This is a genomic window from Paraburkholderia sp. GAS348 (assembly GCF_050434205.1).
Classification (GTDB): Bacteria; Pseudomonadota; Gammaproteobacteria; order Burkholderiales; family Burkholderiaceae; genus Paraburkholderia.
Map to the genome: position 1 here is coordinate 162585 of NZ_JBNPVT010000005.1, position 20072 is coordinate 182656.

At 58.0% G+C, this 20072-nt stretch carries 16 protein-coding genes; 15 read left to right on the top strand and 1 reads right to left on the bottom strand.

The features are described from left to right. Nucleotides 1-66 precede the first annotated feature (66 nt). Genes P3T22_RS11170 through gmhB form a run of 4 tightly spaced genes read left to right on the top strand, consistent with a single transcriptional unit; the run spans nucleotide 67 to nucleotide 3014 of the window. Nucleotides 67-1101, top strand: coding sequence for a dehydrogenase (locus tag P3T22_RS11170; RefSeq protein WP_063494986.1), 1035 nt, complete (start codon nucleotides 67-69; stop codon nucleotides 1099-1101). Next, on the top strand, nucleotides 1098-1685 hold the full coding sequence (locus P3T22_RS11175) for a D-sedoheptulose-7-phosphate isomerase (RefSeq protein WP_063494987.1): 588 nt from the start codon (nucleotides 1098-1100) through the stop codon (nucleotides 1683-1685). Before P3T22_RS11170 ends, P3T22_RS11175 begins: the two co-directional genes overlap by 4 nt. Before the next feature lie 5 nt (nucleotides 1686-1690). Then, nucleotides 1691-2419: a nucleotidyltransferase family protein gene (locus tag P3T22_RS11180; protein ID WP_429325102.1), complete on the top strand. Its 729-nt coding sequence runs from the start codon at nucleotides 1691-1693 to the stop codon at nucleotides 2417-2419. Then, a complete protein-coding gene (gene gmhB / locus P3T22_RS11185) occupies nucleotides 2409-3014 on the top strand; it encodes a D-glycero-beta-D-manno-heptose 1,7-bisphosphate 7-phosphatase (protein WP_429324988.1) in 606 nt (201 codons plus the stop codon). Before P3T22_RS11180 ends, gmhB begins: the two co-directional genes overlap by 11 nt. Here gmhB and P3T22_RS11190 read toward each other — a convergent pair. Then, entirely contained in the window at nucleotides 2992-4281 is a 1290-nt protein-coding gene (locus tag P3T22_RS11190; protein WP_429324989.1) for a hypothetical protein, read from the bottom strand. The two genes, gmhB and P3T22_RS11190, sit on opposite strands and share 23 nt — an antisense overlap. Nucleotides 4282-4507: 226 nt before the next feature. Between P3T22_RS11190 and P3T22_RS11195 the strand changes: the two genes are divergently transcribed. The 11 genes from P3T22_RS11195 (at nucleotide 4508) to P3T22_RS11245 (ending at nucleotide 20062) form a co-directional block, all read left to right on the top strand. After that, nucleotides 4508-6715, top strand: coding sequence for a polysaccharide biosynthesis tyrosine autokinase (locus P3T22_RS11195; RefSeq protein ID WP_429324990.1), 2208 nt, complete (start codon nucleotides 4508-4510; stop codon nucleotides 6713-6715). A gap of 249 nt (nucleotides 6716-6964) precedes the next feature. Further along, nucleotides 6965-8032: a glycosyltransferase gene (locus P3T22_RS11200; protein ID WP_429324991.1), complete on the top strand. Its 1068-nt coding sequence runs from the start codon at nucleotides 6965-6967 to the stop codon at nucleotides 8030-8032. 14 nt (nucleotides 8033-8046) lie between these two features. Next, on the top strand, nucleotides 8047-9483 hold the full coding sequence (locus P3T22_RS11205) for a DUF6418 domain-containing protein (RefSeq protein WP_429324992.1): 1437 nt from the start codon (nucleotides 8047-8049) through the stop codon (nucleotides 9481-9483). After that, the gene (locus P3T22_RS11210) at nucleotides 9480-10715 is read left to right on the top strand and encodes a lipopolysaccharide biosynthesis protein (protein ID WP_429324993.1); all 1236 of its coding nucleotides are present in this window, start codon (nucleotides 9480-9482) and stop codon (nucleotides 10713-10715) included. Before P3T22_RS11205 ends, P3T22_RS11210 begins: the two co-directional genes overlap by 4 nt. After that, nucleotides 10712-11953, top strand: a complete 1242-nt coding sequence (locus tag P3T22_RS11215) for a glycosyltransferase (protein WP_429324994.1) — start codon at nucleotides 10712-10714, stop codon at nucleotides 11951-11953. The genes P3T22_RS11210 and P3T22_RS11215 overlap by 4 nt, the downstream gene beginning before the upstream one ends. A 277-nt stretch (nucleotides 11954-12230) precedes the next feature. After that, a complete protein-coding gene (locus P3T22_RS11220) occupies nucleotides 12231-13526 on the top strand; it encodes a glycosyltransferase (protein ID WP_429324995.1) in 1296 nt (431 codons plus the stop codon). 410 nt (nucleotides 13527-13936) lie between these two features. Further along, on the top strand, nucleotides 13937-14254 hold the full coding sequence (locus P3T22_RS11225; RefSeq protein WP_148662093.1) for a hypothetical protein: 318 nt from the start codon (nucleotides 13937-13939) through the stop codon (nucleotides 14252-14254). Beyond that, on the top strand, nucleotides 14255-14443 hold the full coding sequence (locus P3T22_RS11230; RefSeq protein WP_063494998.1) for a hypothetical protein: 189 nt from the start codon (nucleotides 14255-14257) through the stop codon (nucleotides 14441-14443). Between the two features lie 82 nt (nucleotides 14444-14525). Next, on the top strand, nucleotides 14526-15221 hold the full coding sequence (locus P3T22_RS11235; protein WP_158515236.1) for a class I SAM-dependent methyltransferase: 696 nt from the start codon (nucleotides 14526-14528) through the stop codon (nucleotides 15219-15221). Nucleotides 15222-17472: 2251 nt separating this feature from the next. Beyond that, nucleotides 17473-18753, top strand: a complete 1281-nt coding sequence (locus tag P3T22_RS11240) for a hypothetical protein (RefSeq protein WP_429324996.1) — start codon at nucleotides 17473-17475, stop codon at nucleotides 18751-18753. Nucleotides 18754-19360: 607 nt separating this feature from the next. After that, nucleotides 19361-20062 (top strand): phosphatase PAP2 family protein, encoded by a 702-nt coding sequence (locus P3T22_RS11245; RefSeq protein WP_063495001.1) that lies wholly within the window; start codon nucleotides 19361-19363, stop codon nucleotides 20060-20062. Nucleotides 20063-20072 lie beyond the last annotated feature (10 nt).

A 20072-nucleotide genomic window follows, 5' to 3' on the forward strand; every position in this document is an offset into this window, starting at 1 on the left:
TTCTGATGTTGCTGTCAATACATAACAGGTTGACATGGCCGGTCTAATACCGAGAAAGGACAAATCATGACGCACTTCATCGCCCGCGCACGCGCGCCCCTGCGGCTTGGACTGGCTGGAGGCGGAACCGACGTTTCCCCTTACTCCGATCGTTTTGGCGGACTGGCGCTTAACGTCACCATTGACAAGTTTGCCTACGCGTCGATCGTGCCACGCGATGACGCGAAGCTCGAACTGAGCGCAGCGGATACGCAGGTGCGCTGGATCGGAAATATTTCCCCTGAGCTCCCGCCAATCAAGGGCCTGGGTTTGCATGTCGGGGTGTACAACCGGATCGTCAGGCAATTCAATGGCGGCCATCCGCTTGCCGTATCGATCACCACGCATTCAGAAGCACCTCCGGGATCCGGATTGGGTTCTTCGTCGACCGTCGTGGTCGCGCTCGTGCGGGCCTTTTGCGAACTGCTTTCGCTGCCACTCGGCGAATACGACGTCGCGAAACTGGCTTACGACATTGAACGGATCGATCTTGCCCTCGCAGGCGGCAAGCAGGACCAGTACGCGGCGACCTTTGGCGGCCTCAACTTCATGGAATTTTATGGCGACAAGGTCATCGTCAATCCATTGCGGATCAAGCAGGAAACGAAGGCCGAGTTGGAGGCGTCGCTGGTGCTGTTCTACACCGGCGTATCGCGCGAATCGGCCAATATCATCAAAGAGCAAAGCAACAATGTGACGGAGAATTTGACGGATCCGCTTGCCGCTCTTCACGAAGTCAAGGTGGAAGCGACAAGAATGAAAGAGGCGATTTTGCGCGCCGACTTCGCCGGTTTTGCCGCCTCCATGCGCGACTCGTGGGAATCAAAGAAGCGCATGGCGAAAAACATTTCGAATCCGTCGATCGACGAGCTGTGGAGGATCGCCACCAACGCAGGGGCGAAAGCCGGCAAGGTCTCGGGCGCGGGAGGCGGCGGTTTCATGATGTTCTTCGTCGACCCGATCGACCGCTCGGCTGTGATGCGCGCGCTCGACAGCCGCGATGGCCAGGTCATGTCCTGCACGTTTACCGACGTCGGAGCCCAATCCTGGAGGGTATCGTGAGCATTACCGTCAACAACGAAATCGAAAAGACCGTCGCGGTTCTGAGCGCGCTCGCAAACAGCCGCCAGGTCATCGCAAACGTCGAGGCGCTGGCGCAGCAGGTCACGAAAGCGCTGCGCGCCGGCAACAAGGTGTTGCTCGCGGGCAACGGGGGCAGTGCGGCGGACGCGCAGCATATTGCGGGTGAGTTCGTTAGCCGGTTCAATTTCGATCGCCCGGGATTGGCGGCGTTTGCCCTGACCGTCGATACCTCCGTGATGACGGCGATCGGCAACGACTACGGCTATGAAAAGCTGTTTGCGCGGCAGATCGAAGCCGTCGGTCGGCCCGGTGACATCTTCTGGGCGTACTCGACGTCCGGCCGCTCGCCGAATATTCTCCGCGCGCTCGAAGTCGCAAATGAACGGGGCTTGTTCAGAGTCGGCTTCACCGGCAACCATCCGGAGGGCGTAGCCGAAATGCGCGCCCGCACCGATCTCTGCATCGAGATCCCCTCGACGTCCACACCCAAGATTCAGGAAGGCCATCTGGTCTGCGGCCACATCGTGTGCGGCATTGTGGAAGAGAACATCTTCGCGTCATGAGAAAAATGCTTCCATGTCTGATCCTGGCGGGTGGTCTCGGTACGCGTTTGCGGCCGGTGCTCGGCGAAGGTTTTCCTAAAGCACTGGCCAGTGTCGATGGCCAGCCGTTTCTCGCCTGGATGCTGCGCTGGCTGGAGCAGCAGCGGGTGACGGACGTCGTCCTGTCGCTGGGTTATGGATGCGGTGAGATCACCCACTGGTTGTCACGGCAGTCCCTGGGACTGTCGGTGACGATCATCGAAGAGGACAAGCCGCTCGGCACGGGCGGCGCGATCATGCATGCGCTGCGGACCTGCGGCGCGCCGCGGATGATCGTCCTGAACGGCGACACGATCACGGATCTGGATCTGTGCAGCTTCGTCGAATTTTTCGATGTCGGGGGCGCCGACCTGGCCATTGCCGCGACGAGCGTGTCCGATGCGTCACGGTATGGAACGCTCGAATTCGACGCCGGATCGAGGCGCCTGATCGCGTTCGAAGAAAAGCGCCCCGTGCAGGCGCCGGGGTTCATCAATGCCGGCGTGTATGCGGTCGATGCAGCGCGGCTGCTTGGCTTTGATCTACCCGAACGCTTTTCATTCGAAGACGATTTCCTGCGCCGCCAGATCACCTCTCTCGACATCCGCGTCTTCCCGGAGATCACGGAGTTCATCGATATCGGCATTCCGTCGGACTATGCGCGGGCCCAGCATGTGGTGCCGCTCATGTGTGAACAATCGGCCCATGACACGTAAAGCGCTCTTCCTCGATCGGGACGGGGTCGTCAATATCGATTCCGGGTATGTGCACGAGCCGAACGAATGCGTGTTCGTCGAAGACATTTTCCAGCTTGTGCGAGCGGCGAATCACGCGGACTATGCGGTGGTCCTGGTCACGAACCAGGCGGGCATCGGCCGGGGTTATTTCCCGGTCAGTCAGTTCCAGGCATTCACTGATTGGATGTTGGGCGAATTCCAGAACAGGGGCGCGCGAATAGACCGTGTCTACTACTGCCCGCACCACCCGGAGTTCGGGCTGGGGGATTACCGGCAGGCGTGCGATTGCCGTAAGCCGCAGCCCGGCATGTTGGTCCAGGCGCGCGCGGACCTTGATCTGGACATGGAAGGATCGCTGATGATAGGCGACAAGCTGTCGGATCTGGAGGCGGCGGCGCGTGCCGGAGTGGGGCATCGTTTCCTGCTGGCGCCGATCGGCGGCCACGACCTCGAATTGCCCGCATCGCTCGGTTCGCGCATCGACGGGCTGTCCGAACTGACCGACTGGTTCGGACAGGACCGGCTGCGCGAGCCCGAACGTCAATCGGGCGTCACTCTGAGCGCCCGACCATGATCGGCGACGATAAAACGTTTCTGAAGAAGGGTTTGCCGACCGCCTTCAGGTAAAGCGTTCCGGAGGCGCTCGCCGGGAGCGCGATAACGGCCGTCGCCGGCGCATACCGATTCATCAAACGAAACCCGCCCCCCGCCAACGACTCATAGAGCTCGAGGTGATCGACGGTCGCAGCATGTGACAGTTTGACGGCGAGCGCGTTGCCGGAAAGATGTGTCTGCAGCGTGACGCAGTTGTCGATCCCGGGTTCCAGCGCCGTACCTTCCTCGTAATCGTTCCAGGTAATCAACTGCAGGAAGGGCAGCTGACGCGTGGCGCTGTAGTTCTGGTTGACGAGATCGAAGGTCTGCAGCCAGGTATTGCCACAAGCTTGCGGCATATACTGCTTTTCCTTGGGCTTGGCCCACGAGGCCAGATCATCGTCGAAGCCCTTGAAGACGCCGCCAGTCGCTATCTTCGCCGGCTCCGTTCGCGCATACCGGTAGAACTCCTTTAGCTGGGATAGATTCGCAACGCTGACTTTGTGCGCCGCGGGGCCAGCGGTAACCCACACGAAGGCGCCCGCGCTGTAATCCCGGTCGAATCCCTGCTTGTGGATGTGAATCCAGGAAATCTCGGGATGCGCGGCTTGGATGCGCGACCAGTCGACTTTGCCGGACCAGTCCATGCCGAATTCGAATACCACCGGATGGCCGTTATACCTTAGGTATTGTCGGGAGGAAAAGTAGGTGCGTGAGATATAGTCGAGTTGAGAAAGGACCGTCTGAGTAACGTCACAGTCCTTGCAGCGATTGAAGGAGTAAGTCCCGCTGTCGACCATGATCGAGAACGAGAGATCGGGGAATTTCGCCAGTACCGGCATCGACTTGCGCCACGCGACATCAATGGGTTCGGGCTGGTCGCGCGTATCTGGCTGGCCGCCGTGCGTATCTGTCTGGCCATACCAATCGACGATGACGCCGTCGACACCGCGCGCCTGCATGTCCTTGAACGTCCGCAGCGCTTGCGCCGGATCGTCTGAGCGATAGCCTACCGAGACGCGGCGCGATGCGGGATCGGCCCACCACGGCAGATAGTGCGCAAGCACCTTGGTCGTGTGCCCCGGATAAAGCAGCGTGTGAATATTGACATTGGAAACTGATGTCGATCCCCCGAGATTACCGTTTGACGTGCCCGCGAAAGTAAGGCTTGCCGATGTATTCGGCGGCGCGAGCGTCTGGACCGATTCTTCGCATTGTGCAGTGAGGGGTAGCGCACTGAAACACATAGTCAGCACGGGCAGTATCCACTTAACTGTTCTCATGATTCAGAGCGTGAACCGAAAGTCTGCATTTTATGAATTATTCGCGGACGTTGGTATTCCAGTCCAGCAGGTTTTGTTCCGTCAGCTCTATTTTCCGGACGCCTAGGCACGCAAGCCATGGTGCCCCGAGAACGGCCCCGCGGATTTTGCCCGGCGCCAGAGCACCGTTTTCATTTCTCGGAGTTTGCAAATGCGCAACGATATCGGTCGCGAAAGAAGCCCCGCTATTGGTCAAGATGAATCGGCGCTATCGATGTTCGATGTGTTGGAAAATGTACTGACTTATCGATATCTCTTCCTCAGCGTCCTTTTGTCGGGACTGCTGCTGGGATGCGTTTACGTGTTGCTCGCCACACCCATGTACTCGGCTAACGCGTTGATCCAGATCGAGGACAAAAAGAGCAGTGCTTTGGGCTCGTTATCGACCGTGACACGGGCTCTCGATGTCAATGGTTCTCCGATTCTCGGCGAGATCGACGTGGCGCGTTCACGGACCGTCGTCACACAGGCAGTCGAAGCATCTGCTGCCGATACGACCTTCACGGTCACGAACACTTTCCCCCTATTTGGCCGCTGGCTCGCCACGGTCCTGTCCAGGGAGCCGGATGGTCTCGCAAGCGCGCCGTTCGGGGCGACGCATTGGGCATGGGGGGGGGAGAACCTCACGCTGGGTTCGTTCGAAGTTCCCGCGGCTCAGATGGGCAAGCCCCACAAGCTCGTTTATCAGGGTGACAACAAGTGGACGTTGCAGGACCGTAACGGCAATGAGTTGCTTGGCGGAACCATCGGGGTGCCCGCCGTCTCCGGCGACTACCGGGTCCTCGTGAAGGCGGTGGTCGGGCGTCCGGGAACCGAATTTAGCATCATCAGGCATGCGACGCAGGGGCAGGTCGACCGAATCATCAAGAAGCTCAACGTTGCCGAGACCAAGCGGGAATCAGGCGTGTTCGAGGTGGAATACAACGACGACAACCCGTTCTATGCCGCACGGCTCGTCAACGCGATTGCTGACGCGTACCTGGCGAACAACGTCACGCGCCGCGCCCAGGAGTCGGAACGCAGCCTGAGCTACCTCAACACCCAAATTCCGGCTGTGCGCGCCCGGCTGCAAAAAGCGGAAGAGGCACTCAATGCGTTTCGCTATCGCGAGGGCAGCATTGATGTGGAGGGCGAAATCAAGGTGTTGCTCGAACAGTCCGCGGCGGTCGAGAAGGCCAGACTCGAAACCAACCTGAGTTACCAGGAGCTGCGGTCAAAGTACCAGCTGGGTCAGGCGCCGCTGGATGCCGTACTGGGAAAACTCAAACAACTCGACGTCACGTCGCACCAGCTGTCCGCCCGCATTGCGCAACTGCCTGGCTTGCAGCAGGAACTCCTGCGGCTCTCACGGGATGTGGAGGTCGAGAACCAGCTGTATGTGGGCCTCATGAATAATGCGCAGCAGTTGCAGATCGCTACTGCTGGCAACGGGGGCAACGCGTCGATCGTGGATCACGCGGAGGTGGCGGAGAAGCCGGGGCGCCCGAATCCGGTGCTCGCGCTGGCGCTCGGGGGCATGGCGGGCGCGTTATTCGGCTTCATTGCCACGCAGCTGACGGCACTCGGTTCAGGCCGGATTCGTGACCCGAAGCGGTTGGAAGCCTTGGTCGGTATCGATACGCTCGGTATCCTGCCGACTTCGCCAGCGCAGAGAATAGAGGCAAAAAAGGCAGAACATACCTTTCTGATCAGCGCAGAGGAAACGGAAACACCGCTGGTCGAGGCCATGGAGAGCCTTGCGCTCGCGGTGCGATGCTCGCTTGCGGAGAAGGAAGGGGGCAAGGTCGTCCTGATCACTTCTGCGGTGCCCAACCAGGGCAAGTCGCTGATCTCGGCCAACCTTGCGTATCTGCTAGCCGAAAAAGGACTGAAGACCTTGCTGCTCGATGCGGACATGCGTCGATCCAAGTTCCATCGCTATCTTTCCGTCAATACCAGCAACGGTTTGTCCGGGGTCCTGCAGGGCACACTCGAGTCGGGCGACGTCATCGCCAAGCCGAGTGAGAATTTTCACGCGATGCCGGCAGGCAAGAAAACGAATAAGGCGGCAAAGCTATTGGGCTCCGACAATTTTGGACCGCTGATCGAGTCGCTGCGAGACGAGTACGACATTGTCATCATCGATTCTCCGCCGGTCCTTCCGGTGCTCGATGCGGCAGCCATGTCGAGACATGCGGACATGACGGTTTTCGTGGCGCGGCAAGGGCAAGTGAGCTATGCCGAGGTCGTCGAATCGGTGGCGCGGCTCGCGAAGGTCGGGACGACTATCGATGGCCTGGTGTTTAACGGCTTTGCACCTTCACCGCTGCGTTACGGGTATTACTCGAATGCTTACCGGTACATATCTTCCCAGGACTAAACAACGTTCACCGGCTGCTCAGCAGCTCCAGCTTGATCACAAGGCGGACGCGCATTGTCGCAATCGGGGATATTCATGAGATTTTTTTCGATGCTGGCGGGTCCGGAAACCGGGGGGCTGGAGAATTCAGGCTCATCAGAAAGCGCAGTTCCGAATGCGCGCGGCGACCTACGGATCGTCTGGTTTATGGGGCCGCGGCCAAGCAGTTGGAACGGCGTAAGTCAACATAGCCTGATATTTATCCGGGCTTTGAACAGGAGCACCGGCTTCAATGTCGAGGTGATCGATATTCCTGCTGAATCCCGTTCACTGAAGCGCTACTGGTGGCAGTTCGTTCTGTATCCGCTTCATGCGATCCGGGTAGCCCGGTCGTGCGAAATGATCGTGCTTTATCAGGAGGATCTGAGCTTCCTCGTTCCGTGCATCCGCCTTGCCGGTGGCAAGGTCTGCGTGCTTTTCCATCACGTTCAACGTCCTGGGCAAGCGCGAGGCTTAACGGAGCGGCTCAAGGAATTGTATGTTCGCGCAATCCGGGGACAAGTCGCCAGGTCGAATCTCGTGCTGGTGGAAAGTGAAGTGACCGCGACGGAGATGCGCGAAGTCGTGCCGGTCCCACCCGAGCGCATCCAGATCATGCCTTGCCCGTTCGAAGACAAATATTCGCCGTTTGATGAGCCAACGCCGCGCGCTGCGCGGGCTCGCGCCAGGGCGATCGTCAAAGAGCACATGGGTTTGGAGATCGGCGATGCGATCCTGTTGCTGAACGTCGGCTCCGACGAGACCCGCAAGAACAACGTGACGCTGTTTCGGGCGTTGGCCAGGATGGCGCGCAAGGATCTCGTGATCGTTCGCGCCGGCAAGCCGTTCAACCTCTCCAATCGCAAGGAATGCACGACGCTGGTCAGCGAGTCGGGCATCCGCGCTCATTTCCTCGATTCCGTCAGCGACGAAGACCTCGGTTATCTCTATCAGGCCGCGGACATGTACGTCTCGGCGTCACTGCATGAGGGCTTCGGCCGGACCGTGATCGAGGCGCAGATCGCCGGGATTCCGGTCGTTGCTTCCGACACGCAGGTCTATCGGGCGACGATGGGCGATTCGTTTTTACCGGTCAGTGATCCGGCCGATCCCGACGCGTGGGTGACGGCGATCACTCGTCTCGCGAACGACCCCGCGCTGGCGGAACGCCTCGTCGAACGCGGCAAGATCAATGCGCGGCAGTACTCGTCGGACGTCGTCTGCGTTTCATTGCGCCGCAGTCTGCTTAGGGCTATCGGCGCCGACGCTCCCGACGGCGAGTACACATCTGCAGAATAAGAAGCGGACAGGCCATGCAAATCCATCAGGCTAGCGAACCGACGATCTCCATGACTCACCTGATCGTACCGGCGGTCGGCATCGCCGCATTGCTGTTCAATACGGCGCTGCCATACCTCGGCTACGCCGAGGCGAGCGCGACGTGGACCTTCGTGCTGGCAGTGCTCGCGGTCATCTATCTGGTGGTAACGCAACCGCTCTTTTCAGTATCGATGCTCTTTTTCATGATGATCGGGCTGACTGGATTTGTCGCCGGCATCGGCATCGAGGCGGGCGGTCTGATGACCGAAACGGCGGTCCAGGGTGAAGCGAACGGCGCCTTTAGCCGGCAGTTGCTTTTCTATGTCGCCTTCGTCGGTTGTGCGCTCTACGGCTTCAATCGATATTTGAAAGTTCGCGACACGAGCGTGCCGGTTGCGCTGATCACCACTGAACTGCGCAGTGTAGCGCTGGGATTCACACTGGCGCTCGCGATTATCGGCGCCGGCGTGGCAGCGGGGCTGACCCAAGGGTTCGCGCTGCTCAATGGTGTGAACCGTTACACCATTCGCAATGGAAGTACTGGGACCGAGAGTGTGTTGTTCAACCTGTTCCTGAACAATCAGACGTTTCTGGCGTTGATTCTCGGCGCGCTCGCCACCAGCAAAAGCCGTGCAGTCAAATGCTTTTCGATCCTGCTAATCATTGCGACGACGGATCTCTATATCCTTCACGGCGAGCAGTTCATGTCCGTGCTGCACTTCGGCCTCTCCGTCCTCGCCCCTGTGGTTGCGGTGCTCGTCATGAAAGGCAAGCCAGTACTACGATACATGGCAATCGGAGGCGCCATCGCGCTGGTGATCGGTGTCGGTTCGGTGTTTTCGGCCTACCAGGGGCAGGGACTCGATGTGCAAAACACGATGACGGACCGTTCGCTACTGCAGGGGCAGGTCTGGTACGTGGTCGATTACGACGCGCATCTCTTCGCCGCGCCTCCGTTGGGCGGCGCGCCGGCATTCTGGCGCTTCGTGCATTCGCTGTTCTCGATGGACGCGCCCAGCTTCGACGACAGCTTTGGCTACAGCGGCTTGCGCGACGTGATGGTCGCATACGGCGAGCCGCACGTGATAACAGGGTATATAAAGGACGACATCACCTTCACCATGGGGCAGATGGCGATTCCAGTATTCTGGTTCGGCCTGGCTGGCGGCGCGTTGTTCGTCGCGTTAACGGGCGTGATATACGGTGCGCTTTGCGCATTGCAGATAGTGTTCGCGCTTCGTGGCGGTGTGATCATGCTCTGGCTGGTCGTCAAGGTGCTCAGCTATGCGTCCTCCGGGCTCCAGCAAGGCGACTACTGGTCTTTCTTCGGTGTTCGCACGCTGTTCTACGTGGCCATGGCGTTCCTGTGGTGGGTCCTGGTTGATTCGCGGTCCACGGCGAGAAAAATGAAACGGCTGGTGGCATCGTGAAATCTTTCAGAACACTGCTGTTTTCGTCGCTCTCCGGCGTGGTGTGCGAAAAGGTCATCGGGGCGCTCGCGGCAGTCGCGAGTAATCACCTGTTCGCCAGTCTGTACGGCGCTCATTTTTTCGGTGAACTGCAGTTCGCATTGTCGCTTGCGTATGTCGTTAGCAGCGCCGCACTGATATTCAGCGCTCAGGCCGTAGCGCCGATCTTCGGCAGGCATCCCCGACTGCGACACCTCGTGTTCTATCGGGCCTTCCGTTTGCGCCTGGGTTCGACGCTCAGCGTGACGCTGCTCTTTCTGATTGTCGTCGGGTTGCTGATGCAGTCCTCGAGCGGCGCCCTGACGCTGATCGCCGGACTGGTGATGCTGGGCGAGCCCATTGCGCTCGGCGCCCTCATGGCCTATGCGGAAACCAAGCCATGGGTCATCACGCGGGCAAAAGCCTACGCAAGCGGCGTTCGGGTGCTCTGGCTGCTGGGTGCCGCCCACGCGTCGGTTGGTGCGGTCGTCGCGTCGTTCGCATGGCCGCTCGAAGCCTGCGTGGCCGCCGCCGCGCCGTTCAGCCGTTATCGGACACTCGCCTTCAATCGACCGCGATCCCTGCACGGTTCGGAAATGGTCACGCGAACGCTCGTCGTGCGCGGACTCAGGATCTGGCCGGCGATTGCCGCCAGCATGCTGGTGTTGCGAATGGACCGGCTTCTGCTGGGCACGCTGATGTCGAAGACGGACCTTGGCATTTATTCGGCAGCGGCGTCGCTCATCGAGCAGTGGAACTCTGTCGGTACGACGCTTGCGCTGGCTCTTGCACCGGCAATGGTCTTCGCCGCTCGTGGCGAGGACCAGTTGCGCAGCAAGGCGATCAAGCTCAGTGCCTATCTGGCGGTGATCGCCGCAGTAGCACTGGTCGGAAGCCTGTTCGCGGGGCGGCCGGTCTTCCTGGCGATCTATGGACCTGCGTTCGAAGCCGGTGTGCCGGTCATGATTTTCGGCACCGCATGCTCGATCGCTACGTTCGTGGACGCAGGGCTCACTACCTGGCTCATCGCTGCCCGGCGTTACCGGCTGATGACGGTGAAGCTCGTCGTGACCATCGTTGCAATCGGAGTGGCGCCATTCGTGATGCCTTCGGTACTCGTGATGTATGCGCCGGCGGTGGCGACGGCCGTGTCCATCGTCCTGTTCTGGGCTGTCGTCTTCGGACAGGGGACGCGCGTGGAGGTGGCGCCATGAAAGTCTGCCTCTGCAATAATCGCTTTCCTCCGAAGGTTGTCGGGGGCACCGAGTTGATCGTCTACGATCTGGCGGTTCAGCTTCGTGACCGGGGTCATGACGTTTCCATTCTGACCTTGTCGGACTCGCGCGCAGCTGAAACAGCGGTCGTGGATGGTCTTCGCGTGCACAGCATGCCGAACACGAACATCTACAACCAGTTCTCGCATGCCGTGCGAAGCGGACTGAAAAAGGCCTTGTTCGGTGCATTGGATACGTTCAACCCGTTCGTATTCCTTTACGCACTGCGTCATCTGCGGCGCCTTGATATCGACACCCTCTGCACGAACAACCTCAAGGGAATGGGGCCGGCCATATGGCTCGCTGCATGGTGTTTGCGGATCCCGGTCGTGCATGTTCTGCATGACTACTGGCTGCTATGCCCGACCTCGACGATGTTCCGCAACGGTCGCGCGTGTGAGCAGGCATGCCAGGGATGTCGGACCGTTTCGTCCCCGAAGGCGTGGTTCTCGCGGCTGGTGGGGCATGTGGTCGGAGTCAGCAACTTTGTGCTGGAGCGCCATCGGCAACAAAATTTCTTCAGCCGCGCGCTGCCCTGCGTCATCCATAACGCGCGGCAGCCGTTCAGCGCGATCCCCGCGACGCCCGCCGAGCCGCATAAGCCTTTTCGGGTCGGCTTTATCGGACGCACCGACGCGACGAAGGGTATTCGTGAGTTTTTTGCGAGCGCGGCGGCGGCGCATAGAGGCGACCTGGAACTGCATATCGCGGGCCGGGACAACGAACAGGTTCTGGACCAACTGATCGCCGCGCACCCGGATCTGCCGGTCGTGCGTTATGGCTTCGTCGCTCCGAAAGACTTTTACTCATTGGTCGATCTCGTGGTCGTCACATCGATGTGGAACGAACCGTTCGGAATGGTCGCTTTCGAGCCTTGGGAATTTTTCAAGCCATCGATCGCGTTCGCCTCGGGCGGACTGCCGGAAGTATTCGGTGCCTTTCCCGAATTGACCGTGCCGCGTGGCGACGTCGCAGCACTCGGGGCGCTCATCCGGCGACTCGTCGACGACCCGGTTTTCTACCGTGACATTGCCCGCCGCTGCCACGCACAACGTGATCACTTCCTGCCGCCGCGACAACTGCAGCAGTTCGAAGCGGTCCTGCTGGCTGCGGCGAGACACGAACAGCGCGATGCAGGCGTCCGTGCAATCGAAGTCGAGCGGGATACTCGAAGTTAGATCAGCGTGCGGGTGGGGTGATCGCGTCAGTCATTCGGGGCGCACAGGTAGTGCAAATCTTGTAGCGAATTGGATTTCTGGCGTGTTTGGATGTGCGGAAGATTGCATCGCCACCGGCCTTATCCAATTAATTTGCATAACGAATCATATGAAAAAACGAGATGGATTTCTGAGCATGGCGGCATAGCTGTTCAATTGGCGCGGCGGCTCTTCAGATCTGAGCTTGCTTCCGTAGACCTCTGGAACGAATTTAGAACCATCTCCAATCGGAGGCTGTATGAGAAAACGCGTACTGATGGTAATGACCCGGGATATCCCTCAGGCGGCGTCGAATGGACGTGAACGCACTTTGCGCTTCATTCGCGAAGCGATCGGTATGGATGCCGAGGTGCGCGAACTCAAGATCCGCTCGGTATTCGAAATGGGCACGCTCGTTTCGAAGCTGCGCGCCGGCCTGAGGATCGTCGAAGGCATGCTTGCAGGCAAGCCGTGCGCGCTGCAAGTCGCCATGTTCGCCAGTGGGGATGGAAAGAGGCGACTGATCGAAACGATCGACGAGTTCAAACCCGATGTCATCTACTTCGATGGCATCCGGATGGTCGACTATGCCGCGTTCGTTCGCCGACGCTATCCGTCAAGCCACATTATCAGCGACCTGGACGATCTGATGTCGCGGCGTGCCCATGTCCTGAGGACCGGCAATTTCCCATTGTCTATGGGCTACCTCGCGAAGTCGATCCCGACGGCGGTCGTCTCGCTGATCAATTTGCGGTTATTCCGCAATCTGATGCTGAGATATGAGGAATATGCGCTGAAAGGCCATGAGCGGCTGGCGGCCGCTTCCTCGAATGCCGTGACCTTGGTCTCGACAACGGACGCCGACGCGTTGGAGCGCATCCTGCCCGCCGCAATGAAAAAGCGGGTGCATGTGATCGCGCCGCCAATCGACTCGGTCAAGCCGGTGATGCGGCCCGCCGATCCGGTTCGGTTCGTATTCATCGGCGCGGACAGCCAGTTGCAGAACCGGCTCGCAATCCAGTACCTGCTGGCGTCATGGAAGCAGCTTGAGTTGCGCTTCCCGCTGGTCATTTACGGGCGTATGTCCGGTCAATACGAATCCGTGCCGAACGTGACGTTCGCCGGCTTTGCAACGACGCTCGACGACGTCTATACCCCCACCTCGATTGCCCTATGCCCGACGTTCCTGCGTGGTGGCATCAAGTCGAAGGTGCTGGAGGCTATCTCGTTTGGTTGCGTTCCGGTTGGCAATGACGCGGCGTATGAGGGGCTGAATTTTGAAGATGCGGCGCTGGCCATGGACGATGCGCGACTGGAGCGTTTTCTCGCCAATCCCGATGCCGATCTGAATGAGGTAATGGCCGCGGCGATACGGTTTTCCGCCTTCTGCGAGCGCAATTTCAGCCTGCCGGTTTTTGCGCGCCGCTGGGGCGATCTGCTCCGGCCAGGCGTGTACGCTCCGAAGATGGAGATGAATGTCGTTGCCGGCGAAGGCAACCTGTCCGCCATCTCGATTGACGTGGTGCAGCATAGTACCCATGCAAAGCAGCGTTGAAGACGGGGTAGCGCCTCGCGTTTGATTTTAAGGGCCGGAGTTTCGCCGTTTTTCCGTGAGTATTCACGAGGCGTTTTCTGCTCCGGCCAAATTCGGATGCGGCGGCTCGTCGCATCGCAGAAAGCAGATGTCTGGCAACACACGGACGAATCGCTGCTGGCAGGACTACGTTGTCATAGCGAAAAAGCCACAATCGACAGTATGCGAGGCGCAAAACCACCTCCGCGTTGATGCGCAATCCGTCTCGCGCGGGGTCATCCCGGACGCGGCAGGCCACCACGGTCGCCCGGCCTGATAGGTCGCTTGAGGAAATTCCACCCACTAGCCAATTTCGCAGCAGGTTTTTGCTTGCTTTCGAGTAGTGTGGTCCACCGAACTAAGTCGGGGTGATTGCCGGCGTTTAATGGGCCTTGCTCGAACGTGAGCGGGCCTTATTGCATCGCTGTTTTCAATCTCCCATTTCGACCGCTGCGCATGAAGGAGTTCCCGGCATGTGTCGCTTGTTGTGTTCCCAGCAAAAACTGCCGGAAATTGTTCTCGGCGCTTCGTTGAGGGTTGTGAGCGGCGTGCATGTGCAGCAATCGTTCGCAACAGCACAGGGCATCACGTCGGATGAAAGCGTCTGCATGAATACGGCAGAGAAAGCCCGGCTACGACAGCATGAGGCCGCGCTGCTCGGCGCCGAACCTACCGAGGTTCATGCAGCAGCGCGCGTTCACCAGCGCTGAGTGATTCAGGGTCTGGCAAACATGGGCACCGCTGATGCCGAAATGTACGCCGACGTCGCTGGTCTTTCGGACGCAACGAGCGAACAGTGGAGCCAATCTTTGGTTAATCCGGTGTTCGGCATCGCTTCGGTGTTGGTCAATGCCGGCAAGGATCGATTTTCCATCATGGGGCGACAGCTTTTCTATTAGTAAAGTGAGCTTAAACTGGGGGGTTAATATGTTAACAGGGAAGGCAAAAAAAAGTGATTTCTTAAACCTTTGCAGAGAATTTGTGGATGACGGCAGGCAGGGGGAAGAGTACATCCGCGCGCACGAGGAGAGGCTGTGGAATATTTTCAGAGTGTGCTGCGACAGCATTCCCGATGGCGCGAAAATAATCTCAGTGGGTGCTGGCAGTGCTTATATAGAGCACGCGCTATACCGTTTCAAAAATGCCGATATCACGGTGGTCGATTTTCCTGAGGCCATTGACTACCATCGGAAGTACTACGAAAAGAGCAACTTCAATACCATTGGCTGCGACTTGTCCACGCCGTGGGTTTGCGAGGAAAAATTCGATCTTGCTCTGAGCTCTTCGATCATTCAGCACATCCCGAGGCCACCCTACGAGCACGTCCTGATGCTATCGGCGTTGCTGAAAAAGAACGGCAAGCTCATCATCAATACGCCCAACTTTGCCAACATCAGAAACGTCATCAGATTGATTCTGATGCGGCCCATCATGCAATCTCCCGAGAAAGTTTTCGGCGAGGTCAGTTTCGAGAATGAAGGGGTTCATCGCCGGGAATACGTGCCTCTGGAGATCTACGATGCAATGAAGCGGTGCGGGTTGAGGGTTGCTGAAATCAACTATACGGAAAATAAAAGAGTCGAGTCGTTCAAGGATTTCTTCTTCTACAGTTTCGGCTTGCTGGGCCTCAAGCAATTCTGGCTGAGCATGATCATTTCAGCGACGAAAGAAGCCTAGAGGCGGCGGGGCTCGGGTAGCGAGCAACAGGCAGATAGTCTGTTTTCATCTAAGAGGCGCTTTGGTGCGGCAGTGGTCTGCCATCGAACTGAGTTCTGTTGCGAACCGTAGGCGTCAGCGGACTCAAGGATCAACTGTTTTCAGATGGCAGCGCTGCGCAAATGCGACGGCCCACATCGCCGGGTGAGTGGGCGCTGCCGCGTGTAGAAGTGTCGATGAATTGATTCGGTATCCTATCGTTTTCGATCTGAATTATGCCTGCAAATCGCGCCCCCGCGGGATCGCCTTCCACGATTACCGAATTTCCATCTCAACCGGAGGCCGTCATCGCAATGACATATCCGAGCCGACGCTGAGTCATTGGAGGAGACGCCCATGCGCGTCGGCCGGTCAGGCTGTCAACGATGACGTCGAGCGCACTCATCGCTTGCAACATTGCTAATCGATGTCTCGATGAGATACCCAATGTGGCGGTCTCGTTCTTAGCGCAGACGTATTGCCTGATTAGCCAGATCGCGCACCCTACGTCGCATTTCGCGGTTTTATTCTGATCGAACGTTCGTGGACTAATCTGGTGTGCTGACGAGAAAAATGATCGGATAACGAACGTTGTAAAAAGTCATTTCACTGAAGCCAATCCATCCTGTTCACTGCCAACTCCGCGAGACGCGAAGAGGTTTGCTGGAAAGTGATGGGTAAACACCACATGCGCTGTCGACAGTCGATTTTTTTTGTCGATACACGTTGCTGTTTTTAGCTACCTCGCTGTCGGAAAAATCTGGCTTGTCCGTCCGGTAAATCGTTCGCCATCCTATTGATCAGATGAATATCGTTAGGTTCAAATTGCCTCTTTGGTATGAATGAATCGCGTAAGTCAAGTGGTTCATTGTGCTCAACTGACCAATCGAGAAGAGCTGTTGCGCTTTGCGACGGATGCGAGGAAAAACTGTCTTCAGACGATTGGATGCGGGGAGCTATCTCTTTTTTGCCGCGTCTTTCGCCGCGTTGCAGAGTTGAAACGTTTTTTTGCGAATATAATTCGTGCCTGGCGCTGCTACGTGAAAACACCGAGCCGTCATTTGCTTGCTGCTGCGTGCGAGATGTGCTAGCGGCGCTAGTGCTTCTGATGCAGTCGGAATTCGCTCGCTGTTCGTCCTGCACACACCGGAAGCGGTGTGTCCCTGATTGGCCCAAGACGCGCTCGCGCTGCCGCGATCGGTGGCAGCGATGTGAAGGGTGGCTTTGACGTAAGAGTGGCTCGCTAGTCACCAGGGTCGGTTCTGTCGCAGGTCTTCGGTTTGGCAAGACAGGGCCGAGCCTGTAAGAGTCGAAGCAGCTTCCGATCACAACCTGGATATCGATACGTCGGATTCGAAGAGTCCGGCGAGGCGACTGGGAGCACATGAAAGAGCATTCCGCGCCCGATGAAAGGGTGGAACAATTTTTTACAAGTTAATTCGTAATACGAATTAACTGAGCGGTCCATGCGAAGTAGAGAGCTTCGAAGGTTCACCGCGCTCTCCAGGTAAAAGCATGCGCTATTGGCGCGTCTGTGGATTGGGATGAGTGCTGACGTAGTCCGGATGTCGCAAGAGCGGAATTGGAGCCCCGACTTGTGTCATCCCCAGTGCTCATCGACTGGATTTTGAAAGGAAGCAGTTGCATCGGCCTTTCATTTTGATTTCGGTGTACTAACCGACAAAAATGAAAGATAGATGAAATCGCACTGTCATCGCCGGAAGCTGTTTCGCGTATGCAATGCCGTCGCTCATTGAAGCGCAAGTGCATTGGGTTTTCGCATCAGATCAGTGTTGATGATCGAGAACAGGCGCGGAAGGGCAGTTTTTCCGATCTGGCATCGAATGCGTTGCCACGGCTGCTTCCGGAACCTGCTCAGTGTTGCGCGTCGGCGATCAGCCGTCATGGAGCGGGCGAGTCCAGTCACGTTTAAACCAAGGCATCCGAAGGAGGATTTCTACTATTCGTCACCGAAAACAAGCGGATCGCAATCAGTACTGCTTACAGAAAGATCACGTTCCTAACGTGGCCGAGTAAGAGCGGAATCCGTATCTCGAAGTCAGCCTGCTCGCAGGGCATTGCCGCTGCGAACGGCGTAACGGCCTTGCCGCTTGCGTCGTGGCCACGGGGTAGCCAAAGCGCCTTCGGCCGGGCAACCCCCCTACTTTTTTGCAGTGAACCCTGAGGTTCACGGCTTTACGTTTTCAATCAAATACGAGTCAGGATATTGATGGTGTCCACGAAACTAAGATCCAAATTCTCCCGCGCTATGCTCGCGGGCGTTGCCACGCTTTTTATCGCGGGTTACGCGCAAGCGCAGACAGCACAATCGGCGCTGATGGCTCCGAACACTTCGGCTAATGCGGCCACAAAGGCCTTCTCAAACGGTACGCTGGCGGGTGGGACCAATGTCTCGAAGGTCAACGTCCACACGCTGCTTTACCCGGGTAACACGACGAAGGTGCTGGTGCACTATCTGCCGTGGTTCGACGGCGGCAACGACACCGGGGTCAACGTCAACTACTCGAACGGCAATACCACGTACGTCAAGGCGTTCTTCGCCGACCTCGTCAGCCGCGGTGTCGATGGCGTGATGGTAGATTGGCAGGGGCAGACCGATATCAGCGACCAGGACTGGCTCATTTCGCAGCCGATCATCCACAATTACACTACGCTGTCCGGCAATAAGCTGTCGTTTGCGATCATGCTCGACGCGAACTTGTTGAACAACTACAGCGGGACCAACCAGAACAAGGTGATGGCCGCGTTGAGCTACATCAACTCGCATTACCTCAGTGACGCGTCTTATCTGACCTATAACGGCAAGCCGGTCGTCGGTGATTTTGGCTTGACGGCGGCGGGCGGGGTCAACTGGACGGCCATTCAAAACGCATATCCGAATATTCAGTTCGTCCATCTGGACAACGCAACGTCGCCGGATGGGTTCGGCATTGCCAAGAGTGCCGGTTCGTTCCTGTGGGTCAACCCGACCAGCACGGACGTTACGCCGCCTGATCTGTCCACGATGGACGATTTCTACACCCGGTCCAATTTGCACCCGACGCAAATCACGATGGGCGCAGCGTACAAGGGTTTCAATGGCGCACTGGCCCCGTGGGATGGTCCGACGTTTGTTGATCAACAATGCGGCGAAACGTGGCTGAACAGCTTCACGAAGATCAACCAGTACTTCAATTCGGCCAAGCAGTTGCCGTTTCTGCAACTGGTGACCTGGGATGATTACTACGAGGGGACTCCGCTCGAGACGGGTATCGACAACTGCCTGGGGGTGACCACTTCGGTGAGTAGCCGTACGATCAAGGTTTCGTTCACGCACGCGGATACCGTGGATCACCTGGAGTTGTGGAGCTACTCCAACAGCGCCTGGGTCCAGGCGAGCTACCCAGCCACCACGACCACGATTCCGGTGACCAAAGCGGGCACCTACTACGTCAAGGTGGTCGGCAAGCCGTTCGTCAAGAACGCCCTTTCTTCGGCCATCGTAGTCAACTAAGAGATTGCGTTCGCACCGCGTGGCATCGAATGAGCCACGCGGCGCCGCGCATTCGAGAACTGTCCGCCACCTAGGCCCAGGGAGGGAAGCGTGCTGCGCAATGCAGCGCTTTTCGTTCTTCTTTCCTCCCTCAATCTATCCATCCATTCCTCGCAGCACGGCGCGTCTGTTCGCCAGCCTTCGCGGCTCGGTGCGTCACCCGTCTTCACGAATATTGAATGCAGTCCACAACTGCGCCTCTTTGCGATGCCAACGAAAACGTGTAGATATTACCGAAGCACCTGTAGTGGCGTTTTCATCTGGGCGCTATAACACACAACTAATGCATTTGTAAGTCAATTTGAGGGAAGGTGGAGGTACCATCAGCATTCAGATCCTCGGGACCAGTGAGACAAAGGCGGCAGGGTCCTGATTGCCGTGGAAGAACGAAAGACCGGTGCCCGACTTGAAGCGCTGGCGCGAAGAATCGGGCGGTATTGACATCGCGAGCAGCGGAGCTGACGGCGTGATCCCGGAAGAGGGCGGGAACACGCATGCGGGACGGAATTCGAGTCACGGGCATTTCGTCTCCACGCCCCTTGAGCGATTACGTTGAGGAAATTCCGCAATGAACGGATTCGATCTAACAATCCTGACTTTCCTGACCCACGGCGCCTTCAGCACTCCATTCGTGAACAGCGCGATCAAAGCGATCGCCGGTATGTACACGTTCAAGGGCCTGCTGCTCGTCCCCATACTGTGGTGGATCTGGTTCAGGCCTACTCAGCGCGGCGAATGGGAGCGCGAGATCGTCATCGCGACCTTTGTGAGCGGTCTTGTGGCACTCGTGCTAGGCAGATTGCTCGCACATTACCTGCCATTTCGCGTGCGACCAATCTATAACCCGGATTTGCACCTTCAGTTTCCAGTAGCCGAGGGGGAACATGAGTTGCGATTCTGGAGTTCTTTTCCGAGCGACCACGCAATGGTGTGGATGTCGGTCGCCATGGGAATTTTTCTCGTTTCATACCGCGTGGGGATACCCGCGATACTCTACACGGCGATCTTTATCTGCGCGACGCGTATCTATCTCGGCCTGCATTATCCGACCGACGTTATCGCTGGGTTGCTGATCGGCGTTGTGGTCACCTATGTAATGACCCGCGACTCCATCAGAAAGCCTCTCGCAGCGCCGTTCTTGCGATGGATCCACCGATGGCCCGGGCTCTGTTACGCGATGGCCTTCGTACTGTGTTTCGAGCTGGCAACGCAGTTCGATGAAGTGCGGATGCTCGTACACGCCGTTTCAAAAGTCGTCGCGCACTCGTAGAGGCGACGAA